At 71.1% G+C, this 24,854-nt stretch carries 21 protein-coding genes; 8 read left to right on the top strand and 13 right to left on the bottom strand.

Annotated features, from left to right (window positions below):
• Positions 1-28 precede the first annotated feature (28 nt).
• On the bottom strand, positions 29-733 hold the full coding sequence (locus DOE79_RS18255) for a hemerythrin domain-containing protein (protein ID WP_120339716.1): 705 nt from the start codon (positions 731-733) through the stop codon (positions 29-31).
• 319 nt (positions 734-1,052) lie between these two features.
• On the opposite strand from DOE79_RS18255, the gene DOE79_RS18250 reads away from it, so the two are divergent.
• Together DOE79_RS18250 and DOE79_RS20690 are read left to right on the top strand one after the other, a co-directional pair.
• A complete protein-coding gene (locus DOE79_RS18250) occupies positions 1,053-4,382 on the top strand; it encodes a sensor domain-containing protein (protein WP_120339715.1) in 3,330 nt (1,109 codons plus the stop codon).
• 73 nt (positions 4,383-4,455) lie between these two features.
• Positions 4,456-5,037, top strand: a complete 582-nt coding sequence (locus DOE79_RS20690) for a hypothetical protein (RefSeq protein WP_162942839.1) — start codon at positions 4,456-4,458, stop codon at positions 5,035-5,037.
• Between the two features lie 79 nt (positions 5,038-5,116).
• On the opposite strand, the gene DOE79_RS18240 is transcribed toward DOE79_RS20690, so the two are convergent.
• The 9 genes from DOE79_RS18240 to DOE79_RS18200 form a co-directional block, all read right to left on the bottom strand.
• A complete protein-coding gene (locus DOE79_RS18240; RefSeq protein WP_162942838.1) occupies positions 5,117-6,400 on the bottom strand; it encodes an MFS transporter in 1,284 nt (427 codons plus the stop codon).
• A complete protein-coding gene (locus DOE79_RS18235; RefSeq protein WP_120339712.1) occupies positions 6,393-8,318 on the bottom strand; it encodes an allophanate hydrolase in 1,926 nt (641 codons plus the stop codon). Before DOE79_RS18235 ends, DOE79_RS18240 begins: the two co-directional genes overlap by 8 nt.
• A complete protein-coding gene (locus tag DOE79_RS18230) occupies positions 8,315-9,022 on the bottom strand; it encodes an urea amidolyase associated protein UAAP2 (protein WP_120339711.1) in 708 nt (235 codons plus the stop codon). Before DOE79_RS18230 ends, DOE79_RS18235 begins: the two co-directional genes overlap by 4 nt.
• Positions 9,022-9,900, bottom strand: coding sequence for an urea amidolyase associated protein UAAP1 (locus DOE79_RS18225; protein WP_245977006.1), 879 nt, complete (start codon positions 9,898-9,900; stop codon positions 9,022-9,024). Before DOE79_RS18225 ends, DOE79_RS18230 begins: the two co-directional genes overlap by 1 nt.
• Positions 9,897-10,553, bottom strand: coding sequence for a cysteine hydrolase family protein (locus tag DOE79_RS18220; protein ID WP_120339710.1), 657 nt, complete (start codon positions 10,551-10,553; stop codon positions 9,897-9,899). Before DOE79_RS18220 ends, DOE79_RS18225 begins: the two co-directional genes overlap by 4 nt.
• 121 nt (positions 10,554-10,674) lie before the next feature.
• Positions 10,675-11,673 (bottom strand): ABC transporter permease, encoded by a 999-nt coding sequence (locus DOE79_RS18215; RefSeq protein WP_120339709.1) that lies wholly within the window; start codon positions 11,671-11,673, stop codon positions 10,675-10,677.
• A 52-nt stretch (positions 11,674-11,725) separates the two neighbouring features.
• Positions 11,726-12,607: an ABC transporter permease gene (locus DOE79_RS18210; protein WP_120339708.1), complete on the bottom strand. Its 882-nt coding sequence runs from the start codon at positions 12,605-12,607 to the stop codon at positions 11,726-11,728.
• The gene (locus DOE79_RS18205; protein WP_181445833.1) at positions 12,604-14,388 is read right to left on the bottom strand and encodes an ATP-binding cassette domain-containing protein; all 1,785 of its coding nucleotides are present in this window, start codon (positions 14,386-14,388) and stop codon (positions 12,604-12,606) included. Before DOE79_RS18205 ends, DOE79_RS18210 begins: the two co-directional genes overlap by 4 nt.
• Positions 14,389-14,467: 79 nt before the next feature.
• Positions 14,468-16,084, bottom strand: coding sequence for an ABC transporter substrate-binding protein (locus DOE79_RS18200; protein ID WP_120339706.1), 1,617 nt, complete (start codon positions 16,082-16,084; stop codon positions 14,468-14,470).
• A gap of 148 nt (positions 16,085-16,232) precedes the next feature.
• Here DOE79_RS18200 and DOE79_RS18195 point away from each other — a divergent pair, with 148 nt between their 5' ends.
• From DOE79_RS18195 to DOE79_RS20685, 3 genes are all read left to right on the top strand, one after another.
• A complete protein-coding gene (locus DOE79_RS18195; RefSeq protein WP_120339705.1) occupies positions 16,233-17,498 on the top strand; it encodes a metal-dependent hydrolase family protein in 1,266 nt (421 codons plus the stop codon).
• Positions 17,495-18,247 (top strand): TetR/AcrR family transcriptional regulator, encoded by a 753-nt coding sequence (locus DOE79_RS18190; protein ID WP_120339704.1) that lies wholly within the window; start codon positions 17,495-17,497, stop codon positions 18,245-18,247. The genes DOE79_RS18195 and DOE79_RS18190 overlap by 4 nt, the downstream gene beginning before the upstream one ends.
• A 242-nt stretch (positions 18,248-18,489) precedes the next feature.
• Entirely contained in the window at positions 18,490-18,663 is a 174-nt protein-coding gene (locus DOE79_RS20685; protein ID WP_162942836.1) for a hypothetical protein, read from the top strand.
• Between the two features lie 33 nt (positions 18,664-18,696).
• Here the strand turns inward: DOE79_RS20685 and DOE79_RS18185 are convergent, their stop codons facing one another.
• Positions 18,697-19,386, bottom strand: a complete 690-nt coding sequence (locus tag DOE79_RS18185; RefSeq protein WP_162942835.1) for an alpha/beta hydrolase — start codon at positions 19,384-19,386, stop codon at positions 18,697-18,699.
• 113 nt (positions 19,387-19,499) lie between these two features.
• Here DOE79_RS18185 and DOE79_RS18180 point away from each other — a divergent pair, with 113 nt between their 5' ends.
• Entirely contained in the window at positions 19,500-20,459 is a 960-nt protein-coding gene (locus tag DOE79_RS18180; RefSeq protein ID WP_120339703.1) for a proline dehydrogenase family protein, read from the top strand.
• On the opposite strand, the gene DOE79_RS18175 is transcribed toward DOE79_RS18180, so the two are convergent.
• Positions 20,456-21,175, bottom strand: a complete 720-nt coding sequence (locus DOE79_RS18175; RefSeq protein ID WP_120339702.1) for a TetR/AcrR family transcriptional regulator — start codon at positions 21,173-21,175, stop codon at positions 20,456-20,458. The two genes, DOE79_RS18180 and DOE79_RS18175, sit on opposite strands and share 4 nt — an antisense overlap.
• Before the next feature lie 87 nt (positions 21,176-21,262).
• On the opposite strand from DOE79_RS18175, the gene DOE79_RS18170 reads away from it, so the two are divergent.
• Positions 21,263-22,126, top strand: coding sequence for an NAD(P)H-binding protein (locus DOE79_RS18170; RefSeq protein ID WP_120339701.1), 864 nt, complete (start codon positions 21,263-21,265; stop codon positions 22,124-22,126).
• Between the two features lie 193 nt (positions 22,127-22,319).
• On the opposite strand, the gene DOE79_RS18165 is transcribed toward DOE79_RS18170, so the two are convergent.
• Positions 22,320-23,375: a LacI family DNA-binding transcriptional regulator gene (locus DOE79_RS18165; protein ID WP_120339700.1), complete on the bottom strand. Its 1,056-nt coding sequence runs from the start codon at positions 23,373-23,375 to the stop codon at positions 22,320-22,322.
• Between the two features lie 215 nt (positions 23,376-23,590).
• On the opposite strand from DOE79_RS18165, the gene DOE79_RS18160 reads away from it, so the two are divergent.
• Positions 23,591-24,850, top strand: a complete 1,260-nt coding sequence (locus DOE79_RS18160; protein WP_120339699.1) for a sugar ABC transporter substrate-binding protein — start codon at positions 23,591-23,593, stop codon at positions 24,848-24,850.
• Positions 24,851-24,854: the final 4 nt, after the last annotated feature.

The raw sequence follows: 24,854 nt of genomic DNA, 5'->3' as shown, positions 1-24,854 counted from the left end.
CGGCTCAGCGCGCAGCCCGGCGCCTGGGTCAGCGCACCAGTTCCGCGCGATACCGCTCGTACCGCGGCCGGCCGATCAGCCGCCAGAGCAGCCGCACCGGAGCGGGCAGGTGCTCGTGCTGCCAGTCGGTTCCGCCATCCGGTTGCGCGGCGAGGATCGTGCCCAACTGGATGAACATCTTGCCCTTGGGCGTGGCTTTGCGCCCGTGCTCGGCGAGCGCGTCGACCTCGCGCGGCGTGATGACGGTCTCCATCACGGGCACGATGTTCGTCTCCTCGTCGGGCAGGTGCACGGCCAGGGCGGCGTTGATTCCGGCGAGGGCGGCCGTGACAGATGCGGCATCCGTCGCGCTGCCGCTCCCCCGCCAGGCCGGCAGGCGTGCGTCGAGCTCACCGAGGTGCACGAGCATCTCGGCGTGCTGCTGCTTCATCCGTGCGACGTGAGCCGCGCACGACGGCGCACGACGTTCAAGGCGGCCCCAGAGCATGGTGTCTTCGCCCTCGTGATGGGCGTGCAGCGCGGTCGAGAGCATCGCCAGGTAGTCGCCGACGGTGTCGGCCCGGCCGGAATCGCCGTCGGCGACGCCGCCGACGAGCCCGGGCGACTCACCGAAGCCGGCCCGGAACAGTCGGTGGATCTCCGCCATGCCGCGGGCGTCGCACGTCTTCACGGCGCCGGCGCCGGCCTCGTTGTCGGGAGTATCACCGCTGGACGGCAGCGCTGTGGCGGGCATGGGAACCTCCTTCGTCGGACGTGCACGCTGAAACCGTATCCGCGCGCCTGTCACTCATCAAGGGGTCAGGTGCCGCCGAGAACGCCGGAGAGCCGCGGGGTGCGCGCTCCCCGCATGTCGGGAGTCAGGCCCAGCTGGCCAGGGCCGCACGGGCGAGCAGGCGCGCCCTCGGCAATTCCAGTGCAGAAGTCTGCGTCATCCCCGAACGCCGGGGCGGCGACGGCACTCGCACTGCCCCCACAACGGGTGCCCTCGAGTGCGGTTTTATGCCAGAATTAGCGCAATAGAGCGGCCCGTCCGGCTCACAGGCGGGGGCAGCATGACACTGGCAGTGGCCGCGGATGGTTCATCCGGCGAGAATCCGGACGACGCCACCCCGCTCACCGACATCCGCTGGGTCGGCACCGCTCCCGACGGCCTCGCCGACCGGCTCCCACCTCGCGACCCCGGCGTCGGCGTGGTCGTGCGGGACGTTGACGGACAGATCATCGGTGGCAACCTCGAGGCGTGCCGGATCCTGCGCGCGTCCTGGGCCGAGCTCATCGCGAACAAGCCGGGCGACCCGCGCTGGAACCCCATCGACGAGTGGGGCACGCCGATCTCCGCGGAGAACCAGCCGACGGCCGCGACCCTCCGCACGGGCCGGTGCACTGACGGATTGCTTGTCGGCCTGTCCCTGCCGGCCGTCGGCGGCACATCCGCCAGCCTCGCCTGGGTGAGCCTGAGCTCCTACCCGATCCACGACGAGGCGGGCGAGCCGATGGCCGCGATCTCCCTGTTCGACGACCAGACCGACAGCCCCCGGGCTCGCGCCGCGACCGTGCGGGTTCTGGCCGGTTATCGGGACCTGGCCAACAACGTCACCGACTTCGTCCTGCGAACCACCGTCGACGGCATCGTGCAGTGGGCGTCGCCGTCGGTCACCGCGGCAACGGGGTGGCTGCTGGACGCCGTGGCCGGGCAGTCGGCGCTGGATTTCTGGCACCCGGACGACCTGCCCATGGTCGGCGAGACAGCCCGGCAGCTCCGGTCCGGTGAGCGGTACTCCGCCCGCTGCCGGGTTCGTTGCGCGGATGGCGCCTACCGGTGGTTCTTCAGATCGTCCGGCCCCATCCTGGCGCACGACGGAACGGTCAGCGGCGGCGTGCACGGCTTCACCAGCATCGACTCCCTTGTCGAAGCGGAAACCCTCGCGAATGCCGAGCGGGGTCTTCTGCGGGCTGCGCTGGACAGTCTGGCCGACCCGTACGTGGTTCTGGAGGCCGTCCGCGATGAGCGGGGTGCCGTGCTGCACTTCACGGTCACCGAGGTCAACCCTGCCGCCTGCTCGTTCCTCAACGAGCCTCGGGACCTCGTCATCGGCCACGCCCTGTTCGACCCTTCCCTGCGCGGAATCTCCCAGCGCCTGGCCCGCATCTGCGCCGAGGTACTCGACAGCGGGGTGCCGCAAGACCTTGATGACGCGCCCTCCGAGGGCTCCGGGCAGAGACGGTGGTACGACTTCAGGATCTCCCCGGTGGGTGCCGGAGTCTCGATCCTGCTCCGCGACGTGACCAGTCGTCACCTGGACAACCAGTCGGTGCTGGACTCCGAGCAGCGGTATCGGATGCTCGCCGAGAACGCCTCCGATGTGGTGCTGATGGTCAGCCCCGACGACCGGATCGCCTGGGTGTCGCCGTCCTCCGAGGATGCCTGGGGCTGGCATTCGGCCGAACTCGTGCTGCATCCCTCGATGGAACATGTGCACCCCGATGACAGTGCCGACGTTCTCGTGGGACGGGACCAACCCGGTGACGGTTCCCTGGTGCTTGCGCCCTTCCGGATCCGGCACAAGAGCGGCGACTACCGCTGGGTCTCCGCGGGCATCCGTGACGTCTTCGACGACAGCGGCGAGATGATCGGCCGCATCGTGTCGGTGCGCGACGTACACCGGGAGACCGTGGCGCTGCGTGCGCTGGAGGCGTCCGAGGAGCTGTTCCGCGCGGTGCTCACCTCGTCGTCGACGGGCATGGTCCTCTGCGACTCGAGCGGGCGCATCCAGGTGGTCAATGCCGCACTGTGCCGGATGCTGCAACGCGACGAGGCGTCGCTGCACGGGCTGTCCACGGGCGATCTGGTGCACCCGGAGGACCGGGCCGTCCTACAGCAGGCGCGACAGGACACGCTGGCCGGACACGGGCCGTCGGTGATGGAGGTGCGCCTCACCCGCGCGGACGGGGTGACTATCTGGGCACGCCGGTCGTCGTCGCTGATCCGCACGGCGGCGGGTGCGGCCGAGCGGCTGCTCATCCAGCTGGAGGATGTCACGGCGGAGCACGACGCCCGGCAGGAGCTGCTGTTCCAGGCCTTCAACGACAGGCTGACCGGCATGCACAACCGGGCCTGGATCCTCAACACCCTCGAGCTCGACCTCGCAGACGCCCACCGGTCTGCCGGCGTCGTCGGGGTGCTGTTCATCGACCTGGACAACTTCAAGCTCGTCAACGACTCGCTCGGCCATGTGGCCGGAGACGAGGTGCTCACCGTGATCGCCGAGCGCATCATGGGGGCCCTGCGCGCCCAGGACCGGGTGGGGCGTTTCGGCGGCGACGAGTTCGTGGTCGTCGTGCCTCAGGTGACTGACGCGGCGGAGATCGAGCAGGTGGCCGAGCGCATCGCGGACGCCCTCGGTACCGAACTGACCATCCACGGGCACCGGATCGTGCCGACCGTGTCGATGGGCATCGCCCTGTCCACACCGGACTCGACCGCCGCGAGCCTGCTGCGGGACACCGATTCCGCTCTGTTCCGCGCCAAGCGCAAGGGGCGGGCGCGCTGGCAGTTCTTCGACGAGACCATGCACTCCCAGGCCATGACCCGGCTCACCATCGAAGACGAGATCCGGAGCTCCCTGCAGGCCGGGGACTTCGTCGTGCACTACCAGCCCGTCGTGGACCTGTCCGACGGCAGCGTGGTGGGGCACGAAGCTCTCGTGCGCTGGCAGCATCCGCATCGGGGGCTCCTGGGGCCGGTGGACTTCCTCGCCGTCGCCGAGGAGTCCGGCCTGATCGTGGGAATCGGTCGGGCCGTGCTCGACCAGGCCTGTGCCGTGCTCGCGGCCCAGCCGGATGCCACCGGCACGATCAGCGTCAATGTCTCGGCCGTCGAACTGAGCCGTGACGACTGGGCCGAGACCTTCGTCGCGGCGATGACCCTGCACGGCGTGGACCCGGGGCGGCTCATCGTGGAGGTCACCGAAACCGCGGTGCTCTCGCTCGGTGCCCACACCGTCGGCGGGCTGAGCGCCGTACGGGCGCTCGGCGTGGGCCTGCACGTCGACGACTTCGGCACCGGCTTCTCGTCGATCTCGCTGCTGCGCGACCTGCCGGTGACCGGGCTCAAGCTCGACGCCAGCTTTGTCGCCGGTCTCGGCCACGGCCTCGGCGCCGGACATGCGGCTGAAGACGCCCTCAGCTCCGGCAGCCAGGGCGGCGGTGCCGAGGCCCTCGCCGCGGGGCTGGCCGGTCTGGTGGCGCACCTCGGTCTCACCGGGGTGGCGGAGGGCATCGAAACCGAAGAAGAGGCCGCGACGCTGCGCGACCAGGGCTGGCAACACGGTCAGGGTTACCTCTTCGGTGGGCCTGCCCCCTGGACCTCTCCGGCGGGGTAGGCCGCCCGCTCGGGCTGTGCGATGCGCGAGGCAAGAGCGCGTCGGCGGCCTCGCCAGTCGTTAGGTTGGTGGCATGAGACGATCCGTAGTCCCCGCGTGTGTGGCCCTTGTCGTCGTGCTGACCGGATGCGCGGCCGGAAACGGTGCTCAACCGTCGCCGACGGCAAGCTCAACCGCGACCCCGGTGCCCACCGCCATGCGGACGCCGACGCCGACCGCGACCGCGACCGCGTCTTCGCCGGAGCCGGAGCCGGAGGCATCCGCTGTCACAGACAGCTGCGACACCGTGCTGACCGACGAGGAATACGCGTCGTTGGAGGAGGACGGTCTCGCCCTGAACCCGGACATCTATGTGTTGGACGACACAATGCAGTCGGTTCTGGACGCGGGATTCGGCTGCTACTGGACGCGAAGCGGCGGCGATGTGCGCGTCTGGTACGCCCAAGCCAGCCAGAATGACGACACCTGGGCCAGTGAGGAACAACGACTGATCGACGATGGCTGGACTCACACGGATGTTCCCGTCGAGGGCGTGTTGCAGGCGCCGTCCGACCACGACCCGAACTACCTGCCCGTGGTGGCCCACAGCGACGGCATCACCTACTACGCGAGCTACCCCGAGTTCTTGGGCTCGGTGACGGCGCTTCGGGACTGAGCCCCCAGGCGCCGGGCGGGCTATGGGCGGGGCACACGCGGGCCGGGCGCCGCCGGGACGGTGCGCGGCTCGGGCGGTTTCAGAACGCGGCCACCCGCCCGCGCGCCGACACCGCGAGCACCAGGGCTACCACCACGGCCATGACTCCCGCGCCCCAATATGCGATCACGAGCATGCCGCCGCCGGCGATGATGGCGCCACCGGCCAGGGCGCCCAGGCCCGTGCCCAGCGCGATCACCGAGGAGTTCAGCGCCACGACGAGCTGCCCGTGGCGTCCGGCCAGGCCGAGTAGGATCCCCTGCAGCGGCGAGTTTGCCGCCCAGGCGGCGAACCCCCACACAGCGAACACCAGGCCGGCGCCCACGATCGACCGGCTCGCAATCGGGAGCAGGACCAGCGCAGCCCCGCACACGGCGAAGCTCAGCCAGAGGGTGCGCGAGGCACCCCAACGGTCGGCCAGCCGGCCACCCACGATGTTGCCGAGCACCCCGGCCGCACCGTAGCAGAGCAGCAGCACGCTGAGGCCGATGCCGTCCACGCCCGACATCGCCGTGAGCAACGGGGATGCGTAGGTCTGCACCATGAGCGCGGCAGCGGTCTCGAGCATCGAGACCAGCAGCACCACGAGCACGATCGGTGACGGCCAGCCCCGGCCGGGCCGGGCAACGACCGCGGCCTCGAGCGACTCGCGCGACGGCCTCGGCACGAGGGTGAGCACCGCCACGAAGGCCAGCACCGCCAGGCCCGCGGTGAGCGCGTAGACGCCGCGGTATCCGAGCGTTGGGCCGAGCAGATTGCCCACCGGTGCGGCCACGACGGTCGCCGTGGTGAGACCACCGAACACCGTCGCCAGGGCCCGGCCGCGCTCCCCCGGAGCCGCTAGCCGGGACGCCAGCACCGTGGCCGTGGGCGTGAAGCCGCCGGCGGCGAACGCGGCCAGGCCTCGCAGCAGCGCCACGGTGTCGTAGTCCTCGGCGAACGCGGTGCCCACGCAGGCCAACGCGAACAGCGCCAGTGCGGTGAGCATCAGCAGCCGCCGGGGCAGCCTGTTGCCGGCCAGCGCCACGAGTGGCGTGGTCACGGCGTAGGTGAAGCCGTACACGCTCACGAGCCGGCCGATCTCCGGCACGGTCACGCCCAGGTCGGCGGACATGGTGGGCAGCAGCCCCGTCACGATGTTCGAGCCGAACCCGATCGCGAACGTGCCCAGCGCCAGCGGCCAGAGCCGGGGCCTGGTGCGAGGGCTGAGCCGCGGCACGGACGCGCCGCCGGCTGCCGCCGAGACGGTGGACGACACGGGCTCGAGTCCGGGCACCGGCAGCGCGTCGGTGCGGGGTGACCCCACCCGCCCGACGTCAGGCACGATCGGCTCCGTTCACGTGTGCACGCCAGTCGCCGTCCGCGACCACGGGCTTGCCCGCAGCGGCGGTGGCCTCACAGAGGTAGCCCACCACCTCGCGGCCGTCGGCCAGGGTGACCCGGCCGAGGCCGAGCGGGGCCGCGGCCTCGAGCAGCAGTGCCGAGAGGGCGGTCTCGGGTACCCGCCACAGTTCGCCGAGCACGCTGGAGTCGGAGTCGGGCGTGCGGATCATGCCGGGCCGGTTCAGCGGGTCGCCGAGGGCCACGAGGGTGTAGCCGGGCGCGGTGCGCACGTCGTCGGCGAACAGTGCGCCGTGCCGACGCATCCGGTCGTGCAGCGGCAGCCCGGACAGGTGCGCACCCACCACGAGCAGGTGCACTCCCCCATCGAGGTCCAAGCGCAGCTGGCTTCCCGCGACCCTCCGCTCCCCCACGTCCTCCCGCGAGATCACCTCCCGCGAAAGCGGTGAAATGGTTGCTTCGCGAGCACCCAGGTGACCGTTAGACCGCTCTCGCAAAACCCCATCCCGCGAAAGCGGTGAAATGGTTGCTTCGCGAGTGCCCAGGTGACCGTTTGACCGCTCTCGCGAAACGACGTCTCGCGATTCGACACGCAGCAGCAGGGCGGCCACGTCACGGGCGACGGCGTCGGCGAAGGGGCGGGCGAGCACCTGCACGCCCACGTTCTCGTCTGCCGCGCCCGCATCGATCGGCACCGCGTACGCGGGGTAGCCGAACAGATTGGCGAAGTTGGTGAAGGTGCCTAGCCGGGAGTTCACGGCGATGGGCTCCGCCGCCACCTCGGCCAGGGTGGGGTGGTGCGTGGTGGTGGGCAGCAGCATGGCGTCGGCGCCGGCGAAGGCGAGTTCCCCGGCGAGCTTCAGCTCGGCCAAGCGCACCAGGTCGGCCGCGTACCGGTGCGCGGGCAGGTGCCCGGCGGCGGTGACGATGCCGGCAACGACAGGGTCGAGCCCCGCAGGTGCTGAATCGATCGCCGCACCGACGGCGGCGTAACGCTCGGCCACGAAGGCGCCGTTGTACAGCAACGCGGCGGCCTCGAGGAACGGGGAGATGTCCATCTCTACCAGGGTGACGCCGGCGTCACGCAACCGGGCCAGGTGGGCGTCGAAGGCGCTCCGCCAGAGCGGCGCGAGCGCGGTGAGGTCGTCGGGGCGGGGCACGGCGATCACGGGGGCCGCCGGGGCGGCGAGCGGGGCGGATTCCGGCGGCAGGGCCGCGAGGGCGTCACGGCCATCCGGTCCGGCCATCACCCTCAGCACCGACTCGGCGGTGTCGAGGTCGCGGGCGAACGCGGTGACGCAGTCGAGGCTGCGGCAGGCCGGTACGACGCCCGTGGTGGGCACCAGACCCACGGTGCCCTTGACCCCGACGAGCCCCTGCAGGGCGGCGGGCACCCGGCCAGAGCCGGCGGTGTCGGTGCCGAGGGCGAAGTCCACCAGGCCGAGGGCCACGGCCACAGCCGACCCGGAGGACGAGCCGCCGGAGATACGGTCGGGCCGCAGGACGCTCCGCACCGCGCCGTAGGGGCTGCGGGTGCCGACCAGGCCGGTGGCGAACTGGTCGAGGTTGGTCTTGCCGAGCACCACGGCGCCGGCGGCGCGCAGCCGGGCCACGGCCGTGGCGTCCTCTTTGGCGGGGTAGGCGAAGCCGGGGCAGGCCGCTGTGGTGGGCAGGCCCGCCACGTCGATGTTGTCCTTCACGGCGAACAGCAGCCCGGCCAGGGGCAGCGGTTCCCACGCGATGGCGGCCCGGGCGAGCACCTCGTCGACCTCGGCCTGCACCTCGGCCTCGGCGCGAAGGGTGATCCACACCTCGGGCCGGTCCGCGGCGGCGATCGCCGCGTAGACCTCGGCGACGCGACCGGTCGGCGTGCCGGGCGTGGGGAGGTCGGCCGGGGTCATCGGGCGGCCCGGGTCACGAGCATCCGCACCGGGGTGGGGTTGAACCCGTTGCAGGGGTTGTTGATCTGCGGGCAGTTCGACACCAGCACGAGCACGTCACGTTCGGCGCGAAGTGTGAGCGAGAGCCCGGGGGCCGAGAGGCCGTCGACGATGCCGAGCGCGCCATCCGCCTCGACGGGCACGTTCATGTAGAAGTTGATGTTGCTGACCAGGTCGCGTTTGCCCAGTCCCCACAGGGCGCCCTCGGCGAGGAAGTTCTCGACGCAGGCGTGCTGGTGCACGGTGTGGTGGCCGTACCGCAGGGAGTTGGACTCCTTGCTGCAGGCGCCGCCGATGGTGTCGTGCCGGCCGACCTCGTCGTGCACGAGGGTCATCAGGGCGTCGCCGGTGTTGGCGCGCAGCACCGACCCCTGGCTGAGGTAGACGTTGCCCTGGGCGCTGATGGTGTCGGGCGCGCTGTAACGCACGGCGGTGTCTGCGGAGTCGTAGAGCAGGAAGTCGACGGCCTGGTTGCCCTCGAGGTCGACGATGGTGAGCTCGTCGCCGGCGGCCACGACGTGGGACCACGGGCCGCGGCGGCCCACGACCTCGTCGAGCACGATCTCGCGGCCGGCGAGCCGCTCGGGCACGGCGGCCGGCGTCGTGCCGGCGACCGGGCCGGTGCTGCTGTCGCTGCCGGTCTGCGTGCTGTCGGTGCGGCCCATCACAGTCCTCTCGTTCTGGCGTAGTCAATGGTGTTGCCGAAGGCGCGGGCGGCCTCGGGGGTTGCGGTGGCCTCGGGCGACTGGAGGTTCGCGGCCTCGCCACGCCAGGCCCGGATGCGCACCGGCGTGCTGGTGTACTCCGGTCGCGGGTCCACCGGGGAGGGCACATTGGCCACGAGCAGCACGGCGGGCAGCTCGAATCGCAGCCGCACGACGGCGCCGGGGCCGGTGGAGCCGGTGAACACCAGCGCGCCGTCCTCCGCCACCCGCACGCCCTGGAACAGGGCGACGGTAGGCGGCAGGTCGCGCGGGGTGAGGCCGTGCTTGGCGGCGCCGAGGATCAACAGTTCGCGGCCGGCGGGGGTGCCGCTGTGCGCGGAGCCGTCGCCGTAGCGGGCCTCGTTCACCGCGCGGGTGGAGGTGCCCGCGAAGGTGTCGTGGGTGCCGGAGTTGTCCGACACGATGGTGGCGAGCACCCGGCCGCGGTCGGAGAGCAGCATGGCACCCTCGCCGAGGTAGGCCTGCCACTGGATCTTCACGGTGTCGGCGACGTTGAGGCGTTCGTCGAGTTGCGCCTGGTTGAAGATCGCCAGGTGCGCGCAGGCGTCGCCGTCGAGGTCGGTGAACTCCACGATCGTGCCGCGTTGCACGGCGAGGGTCGTGTAGTTGCCGCCCGCAACCGTCTCGGCGACGAAGCGGTCGTCCTCGGCGAGCCCGGCGGGCCAGCCGCCGGCCGTGGCGGCCGGAACGGTGGGCATGGTCGTGACCCGCGTGCCGCCCTGCGCTCGGGCGTGCGCCCGGGCGCCGGCGGGTGAGGCCGTCGACGCCGAGACTGCCGTTGCCGCGGTAGCAGAGGTCAGCTCAGTGGTCTCGCTCACGCGTTGCGCACCAGTTCGTGCACGGGGTTCACCGGCTCCGGGGTGGGCAGGGTGGCCAGCCAGGCGTTGGTCTGCGCGGCGGTGACAAGGGCGTCGCGCTGCAGGTAGTGCATGGCCTGCAGGGCGTTGTCGTGCGCCTGCTGGGTGGAGCCGCCGACGCAGTCGGTGAGCACCCGGAAGCGGTAGTCGTGCTGGTGCGCATCCACCGCGGTGTAGTGCACGCAGACGTCGGTGAGGCCGCCGACGAGCAGCAGGGTCTCGGCCTTGTAGCCCTTGAGCACGATCTCCAGCTCGGTGCCGAAGAACGCGGAGTAGCGGCGCTTCTTGATCAGGAATTCCTCGGGGCGCGGGTCGATGCCCGGGGCCAGCTCGGTCTCTTCCCAGCCCTCGAGGCAGTGCGGGCCCTCGGAGCCGTCGAGCTCACGGCCGATGTCGACGAGCGACGGCTTGTGCACCTCCTGGATGAACACCACCGGGATGCCCTTCTCCCGGCAGTGCCGGATCACTTCACGCACCCGCGGGGCCCGTTCGGTGCGGCCGCCCATGTAGGGGATCTCGGTGCGGGAGTCCTCGCGGGGAATCTCGCCGCCCTGGATGTCGACGACGATGAGCACGGTGTTTCCGACGATGTCTAGAGTCTCGGCGGCAGTCATGGTGGTTCCTTTCGTGGTGGCGGGCGCAGGGCCCGCCGGGGCAGTTCGAACAAGCCGGCAGCAGCGCCGGTCGGGGGTGAAGGTTGGGGGCGGATGCGACCCGGCCGGCCGCATCCGCGGGTCAGGTGAGGGAGATACGCCGGTCGGCCACGACCTGCAGCACGTCGACGATGGTGTTCAGCAGCACGTAGGTGATGCCGAGCAGCAGGGCGACGCCGGCGATGCCGGGGAAGTCGCTCACGTTGACCGACTTCTCCAGGTAGCTGCCGAGGCCCGGCCAGCCGGTGATCTTCTCCACCACCACGAGCCCGCCGAGCAGCAGCCCGGTCTGGATGCCGATCATCGAGAGGGTGGCGCCGAGGGAGTTGCGCAGCGCGTGCCGTACGAGCACGGCGGACTCCTTCATGCCGGCCGAGCGGGCGGTGCGGGCGTGGTCGGAGCCGAGGTTGACCTTGAGGCCGTCCACGAGCACCCGGCCGATGGCCACCGCCGGGCTGATCGCAGCGCAGGCGGCGGGCAAGAGCAGATGCCACACTGCGTCGCCGGCCACGTCCATGCGCCCGGCCAGCAGCGCGTCGAGCACGAGCAGGCCGGTGGGGCTGGATGAGCCGCCGCTGAAGCTGGACCGGCCGCCGGCGGGGATAAGGCCGAGCGACCCGTAGAACACGAGCAGCCCCACCATGGCGAGCAGGAAGGTGGGCGCTGCGGCTCCGGAGAGCAGCACGAACCGCACCACGGCGGCGCCCTTCCAGCGCACCACGGTGAGCAGGGCGAAGAACGCGCCGAGAATGAGCGCGAAGCCCAGGGTCCACAGCGCCAGTTCGAGCGTGGCCGGGAACGCCGCGGCCAGGCCGTCGGCGACCGGGGTGCGGGTGCGCAGCGAGTTCTGCAGGTCGCCGTGCAGCAGGCCGCCGAGGTAGTCGAAGTACCGCACGATGGCGCTCTGGTCGAGGCCCAGGCGTTCGCGGGCCCGTTCGAGGGCCTCGGCCGAGGCGTTGGCGCCCACGTAGGCCTTGGCCGGGTCGACCCCGCTGAGCTCCTGCAGGGTGAACAGGGCCACGGTGAGGGCCAGGAGCACGCCGGCCATGGCGACGATGCGCTTAAGGATGAACATCAGCATGTCGGCATCCGTTCTGAAGTTGGTGAGTGAAGGGCGGGGGCGGATGCGGGGGTCATCGGCGGGCCAGCAGGTCGCGGATGCCGTCGCCGGCGAGGTTGGCGCAGAGGGCCAGCAGCATCACGGCAAGTCCCGGCACCACGGGCACCCACCAGAACTGCAGCAGGTACTGCATGCCCTGGGCGGCCATGGCGCCGAGCTCGGGCGCCGGGGCCGGCGAGGAGAGGCCGATGAAGGACAGGCCCGACATGGCCACCACGAGGCCGCCCACGTCCAGGCTCGCCGCGATCACCACTGTGGAGGTGACGCCGGGCAGCAGGTGCCGGGCCACTCGGCGGCTCCAGCCCACGCCGGCCAGGGTCGCGGCCTCCAGGTGCGGCCGGGCCGCCCAGGAGCGCACCTCGCCGCGCACCAGCCGGGCGTACATCGGCCACCACACCACGGCCACGCCGATCAGCGAGCTGGTGAAGCTGGCGCCGAGGGCCGCAGCCACGACCATGGCGATGAGGATGCCCGGCAGGGCGAGGAACAGGTCGGTGACCCGCATGAGCAGGCCGTCCGCCCAGCCGCCGAGGGCGCCGGCGACGACACCGACGAGGCCGCCGATGATCACGCCGGAGGCGATCACGATGGCCGCGGCGGTGATGCTGGCGCGCAGGCCGAAGAGCAGACGGGAGAAGATGTCGTAGCCGAGGGCATCCGTGCCGAGCAGGAAGCCGGGGCTGAGCGGCGGCTGGAATGGGGTACCGGCGCGCAGGATCGGGCTGTAGGGCGCGAGCACCGGGGCGAGCAGGGCCAGGAGCACCAGCAGCACCAGGCCGGTGAGGCCGATGAGGTTCACGATCGTGGAGCGGTGCCGCAGCGCGGTGACCCGCTGGAACTTGCGGGCGCCACGGCCGGGCAGGGCTCGGGTGGGCGTGGGGGCGAAAACGCTCATGCGCGGGCCTCTCCGAGGTCGAGGTCGAGGTCGAGATCCAGGTCGATGTCGAAGGTGTCGGCAGTCGTGACCGTGGGGATGGTGCTGGTGGGCGGCCGTTGCGGCGCCACTCGCAGGTGCTGGCCGGGAATCGCCGCGAGCAGCGACCGGGTGTACGGCTTGATCGGGTTGGCGCACACCTCGGACGCGGCGCCGAGCTCCACGATCTCGCCGCGGTTCATCACGGCGATGCGGTCGGAGATGACGCGGGCGGCGGCGAGGTCGTGGGTGACGAAGAGCAGCGACATGTTCAGTTCCCGGCGCAGCCGACCGAGCAGGTTGAGCACGGTGGCGGCCAGGGACACGTCCAGGGCGCTGGTGGGTTCGTCGCAGAGCAGCACGGCGGGCGGCACGATCACGGCGCGGGCGATGGCCACGCGCTGGCGCTGGCCGCCGGAGAGGCTGTCGCCGCGCACCCGGGCCACGTCGGCGGGCAGGCCCACGCGCTCAAGGGCCTCCTCGATGCGGTCGCGCACCTGGGTGCGGGTGAGGCCCGGGGTGGTGGCGGTGAGGCGTTCGCGGAGCAGTTCGCCCACGCTCAGCCACGGGGTGAGCGAGGACCCTGCGTCCTGGAACACCATCTGCGGGCGGGTCGTGCCGGCTACGGTGACGGTGCCGGAGGTGGGGGTGTCGAGGCCTGCGACCATGCGCAGCAGGGTGGACTTGCCGCAGCCGCTCTCCCCCACGAGTGCGACCGACTCACCCTGCGCGATGGTGAGGCTGACGCCTCGGACGGCGTCGAGGCTGCGGCGCTTCCAGAGCGGGCCGCTGACGAAGCTGCGGCGCACATCCGTGATGGTCACGGCCGGGCCGCCGGGGATCACGGCGGGCCAGCGATCGGGCAGGTGGTCGGCCGCGCCGGCGCCGTGGGCGCTCACGATGGGCCGGTCGGTGGGGGTGTTCAGGTCGATGCGGGAGGCCAACAGACCCTTGGTGTAGTCGTGCTGGGGCGTGCCGAGCACGCTGGTGACCGTGCCGGATTCGACGATCTCGCCGCGGTACATCACGGCGATGCGGTCGCTGATCTGCGCGGCCACGCCGAGGTCGTGGGTGACGAAGATGACGCTGCAGCCGTGTTCGTCGCGCAGGGTGAGCAGCAGGTCGAGGATCTGCGCCTGCACCGTCACGTCGAGCGCCGTGGTGGGTTCGTCGGCGATGATCAGCGACGGGTTGCGGGCCAGGGCGAGGGCGATCATCACCCGTTGGCGGAGGCCCCCACTGAGCTGGTGCGGGTAGGCGCCGAGCCGGGTGGCCGGGTCGGGGATGCCCACATCCGCCAGCAGCGCGAGCACATGGGCCTTGTCGCGGGCGACCTCGGCGAGCTGGTGCCCGATGGTCATGGTGGGATCCAGGGACGTCATCGGGTCCTGGAAGACGGCGCCGATGTGTTCCTTGCGCACGAGCCGGTCGGCTTCGGCGGTGGTGCCCACGATGTCGGTGCCCTGAATCTGGATCGAGCCGGTGACCTTCGGCTTGGCGTAGTCGGGCAGCAGCCCCATCATGCTCAGGCCCAGCACGCTCTTGCCGGAGCCGGATTCGCCGACCAGGCCGAGGATCTCGCCGGGCATCACGTCGAAGCTCACGCCGCGCACGGCCTCGATGGCCGCGCCCTCACGGTGCAGGGTGATGCGCAGGTCGCGAACGCGGGCGACGGGGGAGGATGCGTCGGACGCGTCGGCGCCGGAGCCGGGCTGTGCTGTGCCGGGCTGGGCCGCTCCGGTCTGTGCAGTGGGGAAGGTCATGTTCGCCTCGGGGGTTCGGGGGCTGGAGAGGGGTGGCCGGCGGGGCTCGGGAGAGCCGCCGCCGGCCGGGTGGGTGCTACTACTCGTTGCCGAGCGCTGCGAAGTGCAGCACGTTGTACTCGAGCAGGTTGCGGGCGTCGTCCAGGCCGGTCAGACCGGTGCGGGCGATGGTCGTGGTCTGCAGCGAGCCGATCGAGAACCAGTACTTGGCCGCGATGATCTTCTGGGCGATGGCGGCGTACGCGTCGTTGCCCTCCGTGGCCAGGGCCGCGTCGAGGTCGTCGTTCAGGCCGGGCACCTCGGCGCCCAGCACGTCGAGGCCACCGGTGGGCGTGTAGATGATGCGGGCCCAGGCGTCCACGTGGCCGGCGTCGGGGAACGCGGCCATGATCACCAGGTCGGGGGCTGCGGCCAGGTCGTCGGTCAGGGAGTACACCGATCCGCTGCCGAGCGACACGGCCTCGGCGGGCAGGCCGGCGGAGCTGAGCGTGGCGCCCATCTCCTGGGCCACGGCCGCGGCGTCGGAGCTCGACGCCGGGTAGCCGATGCGGATGGTCTTTCCTGCGGCGATCCCGGAATCCACGATGCCCTGCAGGGCCGCGGGGTCATAGGTGACACCCTGGTCATCCGCTGCGGCGTCGAGCATGCCGGCCGGGAACAGCTGACTGGTGGGCACCTCGAGCTCGCCCATCGACGCGTCGATGATGGTCTCGGTGTCGAGGCCCGCGAACAGTGCGGTGCGGTCCTCCAGCGTGGTGAAGATGGCGGAGGCCGGGTTCACGTAGACCATCTGGGTGGTGAAGTTGGGGAACGTCGACGCGTCGAGCTCGTCGTTGCTCGCCAGCGACGCGAAGGTGGTCTTGTTCAGGTTGCCGAGGATCGCGTCGATCTCGCCGCGCTCCAGGCGCAGCTGGGCGGCCGAGGCGTTGTCGCTGATCTCGATGTTCACGGTGCTGAACTCGGGGGTGTCGCCCCAATAGTCGTCGGCGGCGGTGAGCGTGTATGAGACGCCGGTTTCGACATCCGTCAGTTCGTAGGGGCCGGTGCCGGCGTCGTGCGTGGTGAGGTAGGTCTGCGCGAAGTCGTCGCCGGCCTCCTCGGTGAGCACGGTGGGGCTGACCATCTTGAGGCCGAACGGCGAGGCGAGGTAGTCCACGAACGCCGAGTTCGGTGCGGCGAGGGTCACGTCGACCGTGTAGTCGTCGACCGGGGTGACGGCCGTGACGTCGCCGACCATGTAGGCCGGGCCGCCGTCGACGGCGGTGCGACGCTCGAACGAAGCCACCACGGCCTCGGCGGTGAATTCGGTGCCGTCGTGGAAGGTGACGCCCTCGCGCAGGGTGAAGGTGTAGGTGAGGCCGTCGTCGGAGAGAGTCCAGTCGGTGGCGAGTTCGGGCACGATCTCGGCGGTGTCCGAGCCGTCCTGGTAGGCGACGAGCCCCTCGTAGGTGCTCTCGATGATGTTCAGGCCCGGGCCGTCGTAGTTCGTGTCGGGGTCGGGCGGGGTGGTGTAGGTCTGGGTGATCACGACGGTGAGGCTGTCGGATGCGTCGGAGCCGAAGCTGTCGGTCGAGCTGGAGCTGGAGCAGCCGGCGAGCGCGATCGCGGTGACGGCGGCGAGGCCGGTGAGCAGAACGGATGTGCGGGGGCGGGAGAAGGCGGACCGCACGGGGCGGTGGAGGGGAGTTGGGGACATCGGGTCGAACCTCTCGGAACAGGGTGGGCCAGGGGGAACCTAAATATCTATCGCTGACAAAAACTATCCCGACCCTGTTTCGGCCTGATTGCCGCATGTTTCGATCACGTAAATTCGATCAGCGATAGGTATTCGGTAGACTGGGGCCATGACCCCGAGCCTGCTGCTGCGCAATGTCACCGTGATCGACGGCCTCGGCGGCGCCCCGCGGCCCGCCCTCGATGTGCTCGTCACCGACGGGGTCTTCGCGTCGATCTCCCCCACCGGCTCCCTGCCGCTGCCTCAGGTGATCAACCGGGATGCCCTCACGGTTCTCGACGGCACCGGCCACACCGTGCTGCCGGGCTTCTTCGACTGCCACGTGCACGTGAGCACCTCCCCCGCCACCGACACCCTCACGAGCATCACCGAACCGGAGAGCGCCAAGACCCTGCGGGCGGTGCCGGCCCTGCGCGCCACGCTCGACGCCGGAGTCACCAGCGCCCGAGACCTGGCCGGCGCGGACTCCGGCTTTCGCGATGCCCTCGCCGACGGCGTCATCGTCGGGCCGGCGCTGCAACTGGCCATCCGCATCCTCAGCGTCAGCGGCGGGCACGGCGACTGGCGCACGGTGGGCGGCACCCCGCTGGACACCGGCCCCGGCGCCGGAGTGGTGGGCGACTCCCCCGCCGACTTCGTGCGGCTCACCCGCGAGGTGATCCGCGAGGGCGCCGACTGGATCAAGGTGGCCGCCACGGGCGGCATGGGCAGCCCACGCAGCAACCCGGAGGGCGGCGGCCTGAGCGAGGCCGAGCTCCGTGCCGTCGTGGAGGAGGCCGCCCGGCACGGCCACATCGGCGTCGCCGCGCACTCCATCGGCACCGCGGGCATCGCCGCGGCCGTGCGCGCGGGCGTGCGCAGCATCGAGCACGGCTACCTCATCGACGACGCCACCATCGAGCTGATGGGCGAGCAGGGCACCTTCCTGGTACCCACCCTGTCCACGCTCACCCGCCCGGTCTCCCCCACCGCAGCCCCTTGGACCGTGGCCAAACGTCGCCGCACGGTGCAGAACGCCCGTGAACGGGTCGGCGCCGCCATCCGTGCCGGCGTGAATGTGGCGCTCGGCACCGACGCCGGCATCGTGGAGCACGGCGCCAATCTGCGCGAACTAGCCCTGCTCGTGGAGTTCGGCCTCACCCCGATGCAGGCGATCCTGGCCGGCACGTCGTCCGCCGCCCGCATGAGCGGCATACTGGACGAAGTCGGCACCATCGAGCCGGGTAAAAGGGCCGATCTGGTGGCAACTCTGGTCGATCCGCTTGCCCAGCTCAACGCCCTGGCCGAACCCGGCGCGATGCGGCTGATCGTGCAGTCCGGCCGCATCCACTCGTCCACCCTCCCCCTCGAGAGCACGGAGCCCCAGAGCGCATGACCTCGACACCCGACACCGACGCGAGTGGCACCTCTGGCACCACGGCGACCTCCCCGACGGATGCCCAGACGGATGCGCCGACCACGCCCAAGCGCACCGCCGGCCGCCCCCGCGCCGAGGGCAAGCAGCGCGCGGGCCTGAGCACCCGCGACGAGATCCTCGAGGCCGCCGCCACGCTGTTCACCGAGCAGGGCTACACCGACACCACCACCCGGCAGATCGCGTCGGTGGTGGGCATCCGCCAGGCCTCGCTGTACTACCACTTCGCCGACAAGGGCAGCATCCTGGGCGCCCTGCTCACCGGAACCGTCGAGCCGGCGGTGCACTTCGCCGAGTGGCTCGACACCCAGCCGCTCGACGCGCCCACCAAGCTCTACGCGCTGGCGAAGTACGACCTCGACGTGATCCTGCAGGACCGCTGGAACCTGCACGTGCTCTACCGTCTGCCCGACGCCAAGGCCGAGCGCGGCGACACCATGCAGGCCGCCCTGCAGGAGCACTACCTCCGCTTCGCCACGGCCGCCGCGGCTGCCGGCACCGACCCGCAGGCCGTGACCGACGACCTGCACCTGGTCTTCGGCCTGGTCGAGAGCATCCTCGTGCAGCGCGACTGGGGCGGCGGCGCGGCCCGACACGCCTACGCGGACTCGATCGCCCGCGGCTGCCTGCGCCTGGTGCGAGTGCCCGAATCGTCCTTCCCGACCATCTTCGACATCGCCCAGCGCGCCATCGCGGCCTACCCGGCGTGACCGAGGGGAGCCGGCCTGACCCGGCGGGAGTCGGCCTGACCCGGCGGGAGTCGGCCTGACCCGGCGGGAGCCGGCCTGACCCGGCGGGAGCTCCATACCCGTTCTCGGCCCCGGCACGGCCCCGTGCACGCCTGACTCACGGCGACGCGCTGGTCACACGCCGCTGCGCTCTCGGCGCGCCACCCGCGAATGGGCGCCGCCCCCGCGAACGGCGAAGCGCGGGCCGCAGGCCGCCACGCGGGATGCCCGCCAACCGCACGCCCCACCCGCGAAACGGCGCCACGCCCGCGGTCGGCGAAGCGCTGGTCACACGCCGCTGCGCCCTCGGCGCGCCACCCGCCAAGCGGCGCCGCACCCGCGCACCACCTCCCGCCGGCCAGGTGCGACGCATCCGCCGGCTCAAGCTTGCCGGGTAACCACTGGGCTCGGCGGCCGCCGAGGGGCTCGGCTCAGTGATCGACGAGAGTGGCGACCAGCGCTGCCGTGCGCTCCGGGTACGACAGGAACGGCGAGTGGTCGCTGTCGAGCACGAACACCTCGTCGGCCTGCGCGGCCATCGCCCGCTGCAGGTCCGGCGCGATGGCGTTGTCGTCTTCGCAGACTATGTAGGTGGCGGGGATGGTGTGCCACGCCGCGCCAGTCACCCCCTGCGTGAACGAGGCGAACGACTGCGGGGTGAGATCACGCATGGCGGCCTCCGCCACATCCGGCGTGCAGCGGTTGTAGAACAGGGTCGTCGGGTCCGGCGCGCCGATGGTGGCGCCGTCGGCCGACACCTGCCAGAGATCCTCGCCCTCAGGGTCGTCGCCCCCGTTGCCGGAGAGGTCGAGCAGCGACATGCCCGGGCGCGGCATCCAGGCCGTGAGGTACACGATGCGCTCCACGCTGGTGTTGCCCACCAACGCCTCGGTGGTGGGCATCCCGCCGTAGGAGTGACAGACCACGACGGTGGCGCTGTGCCGGGCCACCGCCCCGCGGATGACCTGAGCATCGGCATGCAGATCAGCCAGCGCGGGCGACGCGCTGGGCAGGTCGACCGTCACCGAGTGGATGCCGCGCCCGGCCAGTGCGCCCTGCAGCGCACGCCAGCTTGAACCCCGGTGGTTTGCCCCGTGGACGAGAAGAACGGTACCTGACACGTGGTGCTCCCAACCGGCCCGATGGGCGCAAATATCTATCGTCGATAGTAATGGACGGCCGGTCCCGCCCCGGACGTGATGTGAGGGGCCTGGATGCAATACAGTTCTGTCCCATGCCCACGAACGAAACCGAGTACGAACGAGCCGCCGACACCCTCCGGGCGTGGGCACTGGACGAAGACCTGAAGGCACGCGTCATGGCGAACCCCGCGCTGTCCCCACTCGCCCGCCAGGTCGCGAGTCGGTACACCGCCGGCGAGACCATCGACGAGGCGCTCGCCGCGGTCACCGGGGCGGCCGCCCGCGGTCATCTGGGCAGCATCGAATACGCGGGCGAGAGCGTGCGAGATGCCGACATCGCCCGAGCGGAGACTGACGTCTTCCTGAACCTCGCGGCCGCGCTGACCGATTTTCCGGTTCCGACCACGGTGTCCTTCGACCTCTCCCACATCGGCTCGACCGTGAGTTACGACCTGGGCCTCGCCCACGCGCGGGAGCTGGCCGCGGCCACCCGGGCGTCGGGCTCGGCGCTCATGATCTCCGCCGAGGGCTCGGACCGCACCGATCTGGTGCTCGATCTGTACGACGCGGTGGCGTCGTACTTCCCCCACGTCGGCATCACCCTCCAGGCGCGCCTGCACCGCAGTCCCCACGACCTCGACCGGCTCCTCCGCCACCCCGGTCCCATCCGTCTGGTCAAGGGCGCTTTTCTCGAAAGCGACGAGGTCGCCATCCGGCGCGGGCAGGCCGCGCTCCTCGAGAGCTATCTGACCCTGGCCGGGCGCATCCTCGATGCCGATCATGCGGTGTCGTTCGCCACCCATGATCCCGAGCTGATCGACCTGCTGAAAGAGCGTTACGGCAGCCGGCTGCTGCGTGCCGGCGTCGAGTTCGAGATGCTGCGCGGCCTTGCGCCCGCCCTCTTGGACACCCTGCACGACGAGGGGTACCGGACGCGGGAGTACGCGATTTTCGGTGGCGAGTGGTGGCTCTACGTCCTCAACCGAATCGCTGAACACCCCGAGCGGGCGATCACGGCGCTCGCCGACCTTCGGGCGCCGATCGTTCCTTAGCGCTCCGCGGCGTCGATCGACCGGCCCACCCACTCCGTGAGCAGACTCCGCTCGGCCGAGGTGAGCGCCGGCAGGGCGGGAATGTGCGCGGCGAAGGTGACGGCGATCGCCGCGCTGGAGCTGACGCCCTGGCTCCCGTCCGAGTGGAGCTCGAGGATCTGCTGCAACACGGCGTCGAGCAGAGCATCGGACAGCCCGGGATCGCGCTCCTCCGGCGCAGCCTCCAGGAGCGCCAGAACGACCCCGGCGCCGGCAGCGTGAATCAGATCGACCGCGCGCCGCTCGCTCACCCGGAGCAGCCCGGCTTCGGCGAGCGCCCGCACTCGCGCGCGCAGCACCTTGATGCCGGCCTCGATGGCGGGTGATCGCCCCGCCCGCCCCGGCGCGGTCAGCAGGGCGCCCAGATCGGGGTTCGCCAGCCCGAAGTCGATCTGCAGCTGCCAGCCCGACCGCAGGGCGGCCACAGGATCGCCGGGGTCGCCCACCGTCGACTTCGCGGCGACGTGTTCGGCCATGACGTGCTCGGCGACCGCCTCGATCAGGCCGTCCTTGTCGCCGAACAGCCTGTAGATGGCCGGCGGCTGCACATCCGCGGCATCCGCCACCCCGCGGGTGGTGAGCCCGGCGGCACCCCGTTCGCGCAGCAGCCGGGCGGCCACCTCGACGATGCGGGTGCGCTGATCGTCGCTGACGGATGCTGCGGCAAGTTCGGTCATGAGGTCAACGATATCGCGTAATTGTTTCCAACGGAACTTCGGTGCTAACCTCGAGCGAGAATCACTGGAAACGAATGGAGCGAATCAATGATAATCGTCACCGGTGCCACCGGGCACCTCGGAGCCCAAATCGTCGACCGCCTCCTGGAGCGGGTGCCGGCCGCCTCCGTTGGGGTCAGCGTGCGGGACCCGGCCAAGGCCCGCGGGCTGTCCGACCGCGGCGTGCGGGTGCGTGCCGGGGACTTCACCGACCCCGGGTCGCTCGCGCACGCCTTCGAGGGCGCGGACCAGGTGCTCGTGATCTCGGCGGCCATCCGCGGCGGCGGCGCGTTCGACGCCAACCGGGTCGCCATCGACGCGGCGAAGGCGGCCGGGGCGGGGCGGGTGCTCTACACGAGCCACCAGGCAGCCGCGCCCGACTCGCTTTTTCCTCCGCAGCTCGTGCACGCCGCCACCCAGACCCATCTGGCCGGGCAGGGCGTGCCGTTCACCGCGCTGCGCAACGGGTTCTACGCCACTGCGCTCGGCATCCACCTGGACAGCGCGCTGAGCACGGGCCGCATCGTGGTGCCCGAAGACGGTCCGGTGTCGTGGACCGCCCACCAGGACCTCGCCGAGGCGGCCGCGATCGCGCTCACCGACGGCGGCACTCTTGACGGCATCTCCGCCCCGCTCACCGCGTCGGTCGCCCTCGACCTCGGGCAGGTGGCGGGCATCCTGAGCACCCTCACCGGTCAGACCGTCACCCGTGTCACCGTGAGCGACGACGAGTGGCGGGCCTCGGCGATTGAGCGCGGGCTGCCGCCCATGGTGGCGGACTTCTCCCTGGGCATGTTCCAGGCCGCCCGGCGCGGTGAGTTCGCCGTCACCGACCCCACCTTGGAGACCGTCATCGGGCACGCCACAACCCCGGTCGAGCACACGCTGCGGCAGCTCCTCGCCGACCGCTGAGGCTGCTCGCCGCTCCGCCGGGGGACGGCACACATCGGGCCGCTCGCAAGGGCCGCGGGGCGCGCCACCGCGAAGCGGCGCCGCACCCGCGCACCACATCCACCCTCGGACACGCGCGGGCCAGGCGCCGCTGCGCTTGATGCGCGCCACCCGCGAAGCGGCGCCGCACCCGCGCTCGGGCAACTCACGCCGCTCAGGCCGGCGCCGGGGCCTCCATGGGGATGGCGGCGAACTCGCGCACCACCAGCCGAGGCTTCACCATGCGGTGCCGAGGCTCCACCGACTCCGGGGCGCCGTGCACCTTGCCGCCGAACTCGCCCGTCAGCAACTCGAGCACCCCGGCGGCCACCTCGTCCACGGACTGATCGACGCTGGAGAGCCCGATCGCCGCGGCGACGGGTGTGTTGTCGTAGCCGGTGACCGGAACCCGCTCGGGGTTGGCGATCATGGCACCCAGGGCGAGGGAGTCGCTCGCGCAGAGCACCGCGTCGAGCCGCCCGGCGGTGCGGCGCAACTCCTGCATGGCCGCGGTTCCCTCGGCCACGCCGTCCACGGTGACCACCTCGAGCTGGGCCAGTTCGTCCTCGGTGACGTCGCCGCGCTCGAGCATCGCGTCGCGCCAGCCGCGCCGGCGGTCGTCGCCCGTGCCGGACGGGCTCGGCCAGCCGATGTACCCGATGCGGCGGGCACCGGCATCCTGCTGCGCGCGGGTGGCCTCGTGCAGGCCGGTCCAGCCGTCCACGTCCACCCAGAGATGCTGCGGGTCGTCCATGTCGTCCACGCCCCACGGGCGGCCGAAGGTCACGAACGAGATCCCGTTCTCGAGCAGCCAGGTCGTGCGGGGGTCGCCGGCGAACGTCGAGGTGAGCACGAAGCCGTCCACATCAGCGCCGTCGTTGAGGCGTTTGAGCTGGGTGATCTCGTCCTCGGGGCCGGTCGCGGTGAACAACAGCACCCGCAGGCCCTGCCGGTCCGCCTGCTCGGTGAGGGCGTGCAGGAAGCTGTCGAGCACCGAGCCGGAGATGCCGTCGATCATGGGGTCGAGCCGGATGCCGATGGTGGAGCTCCGCCGGGTGCGGAGCCGCCTCGCCGACGCGTGCGGGCGGTAGCCCAGCTCGGCGATCGCGGCCTGCACCCGCTCCCGGGTGTCGGCGCGCACGATGTCGGGCGAGTTCATCACGTTCGAGACGGTCTGGCGGGAGACGCCGGCGGCCAGCGCGACATCCGTCACGGTCGGAAACGTAGTCATGGCCGCTCCTCCCCCGAGTCCCGCATCGGCCGGCACTTAGGTGCCCGCCAATGGATCGATCCAACACCGATCTCCCACAGAGTACCGCGTTTGCTCCCACAAAATACCCATTATTTGATCGATCCAAGAAAACATTTGATCGATCAAATTAATTCAGCTACTGTGACCACTACACAAGCAAGCGCGCACCGTAGCGCGACAGAAGGAGCATCAAGATGCAACGACGCAACTCCCGCTGGTTGATCGGCGCAGGCCTCACCGTGGTCGGCGCCCTCACTCTCAGCGCATGTGGTTCCGGGTCGGGTTTCGGCGACAGCGCCGGCTCCACCGACGGCGAACTCACCAGCGATTCCTCGAAGGGCCTCACGGTTTTGATCGGCTCGAGCGGCGACGCCGAGACCGCCGCAGTCAACGAGGCCGTCGCCGCCTGGTCCAAGGACTCGGGCACCGAGGCGAAGGTCAGTGTCGCCAGCGACCTCAACCAGCAGCTCGCCCAGGGCTTCGCCGCGCAGAAGCCGGCCGACGTCTTCTACCTTTCCACGGATGCCCTCGCCGGCTACGCGTCGAACGGCTCGCTGCTCCCCTACGGCGACGACCTGGCCAACAAGGACGACTTCTATCCGAGCCTGGTCAGCTCCTTCACCTACGACGGCGAGTTCTACTGCGCCCCGAAGGACTTCTCCACCCTGCAGCTGATCATCAACACCGACCTCTGGGCGGCGGCCGGCCTCACGGATGCCGACATCCCCACCACCTGGGATGAACTCGCCACCGTGGCCAAGACCCTCACCACCGACACCCAGGTGGGCCTGGGCATCGGCGGCGAATACGCCCGTCTCGGCGCCTTCATGGCCCAGGCCGGCGGCAACCTGATGAACGAGGACAGCACCGAGGCCACCGCGAACAGCCCGGAGAGCGTCGAAGGACTCGAGTACGCGCAGACCCTGCTCAAAGACGGCGTGATGAAGTACGCCACCGAGCTCGGCGCGGGCTGGGGCGGCGAGGCGTTCGGTAAGCAGCTGTCCGCCATGACCATCGAGGGCAATTGGATCACCGGGGCCATGACGAACGACTTCCCCGACGTGAACTACACGGTCGCCGAGCTCCCCGCGGGCCCGGAGGGCAAGGGCACCCTGCAGTTCACCAACTGCTGGGGCATCGCCGCCGACAGCCCCAACCAGGCCGCCGCGCTCGACCTCGTCGAACAGCTCACCAGCAAGGACGCCCAGCTGACCTTCTCCGAGGAGTTCGGCCCGATGCCGTCCATCCAGTCCGCCGCCGAGGAGTGGAAGAGCGCCAACCCCACCCTGGTGCCCTTCCTTGCCGGGGCCGACTACGCCAAGGGCGTGCCCAACCTGCAGGGTTCAGCGGATGTCGTGAGTGACCTCAACGCACAGCTCGAGTCGCTCAAGACCGGGGATGCGCAGACCATCCTCGACTCCACGCAGAAGAACCTCGAAGCACTGCTGAAGTAGTTCG

Source organism: Cryobacterium soli, assembly GCF_003611035.1.
GTDB classification, from domain to species: Bacteria; Actinomycetota; Actinomycetes; order Actinomycetales; family Microbacteriaceae; genus Cryobacterium; species Cryobacterium soli.
This window is presented reverse-complemented; position numbering and strand designations above follow the sequence as displayed.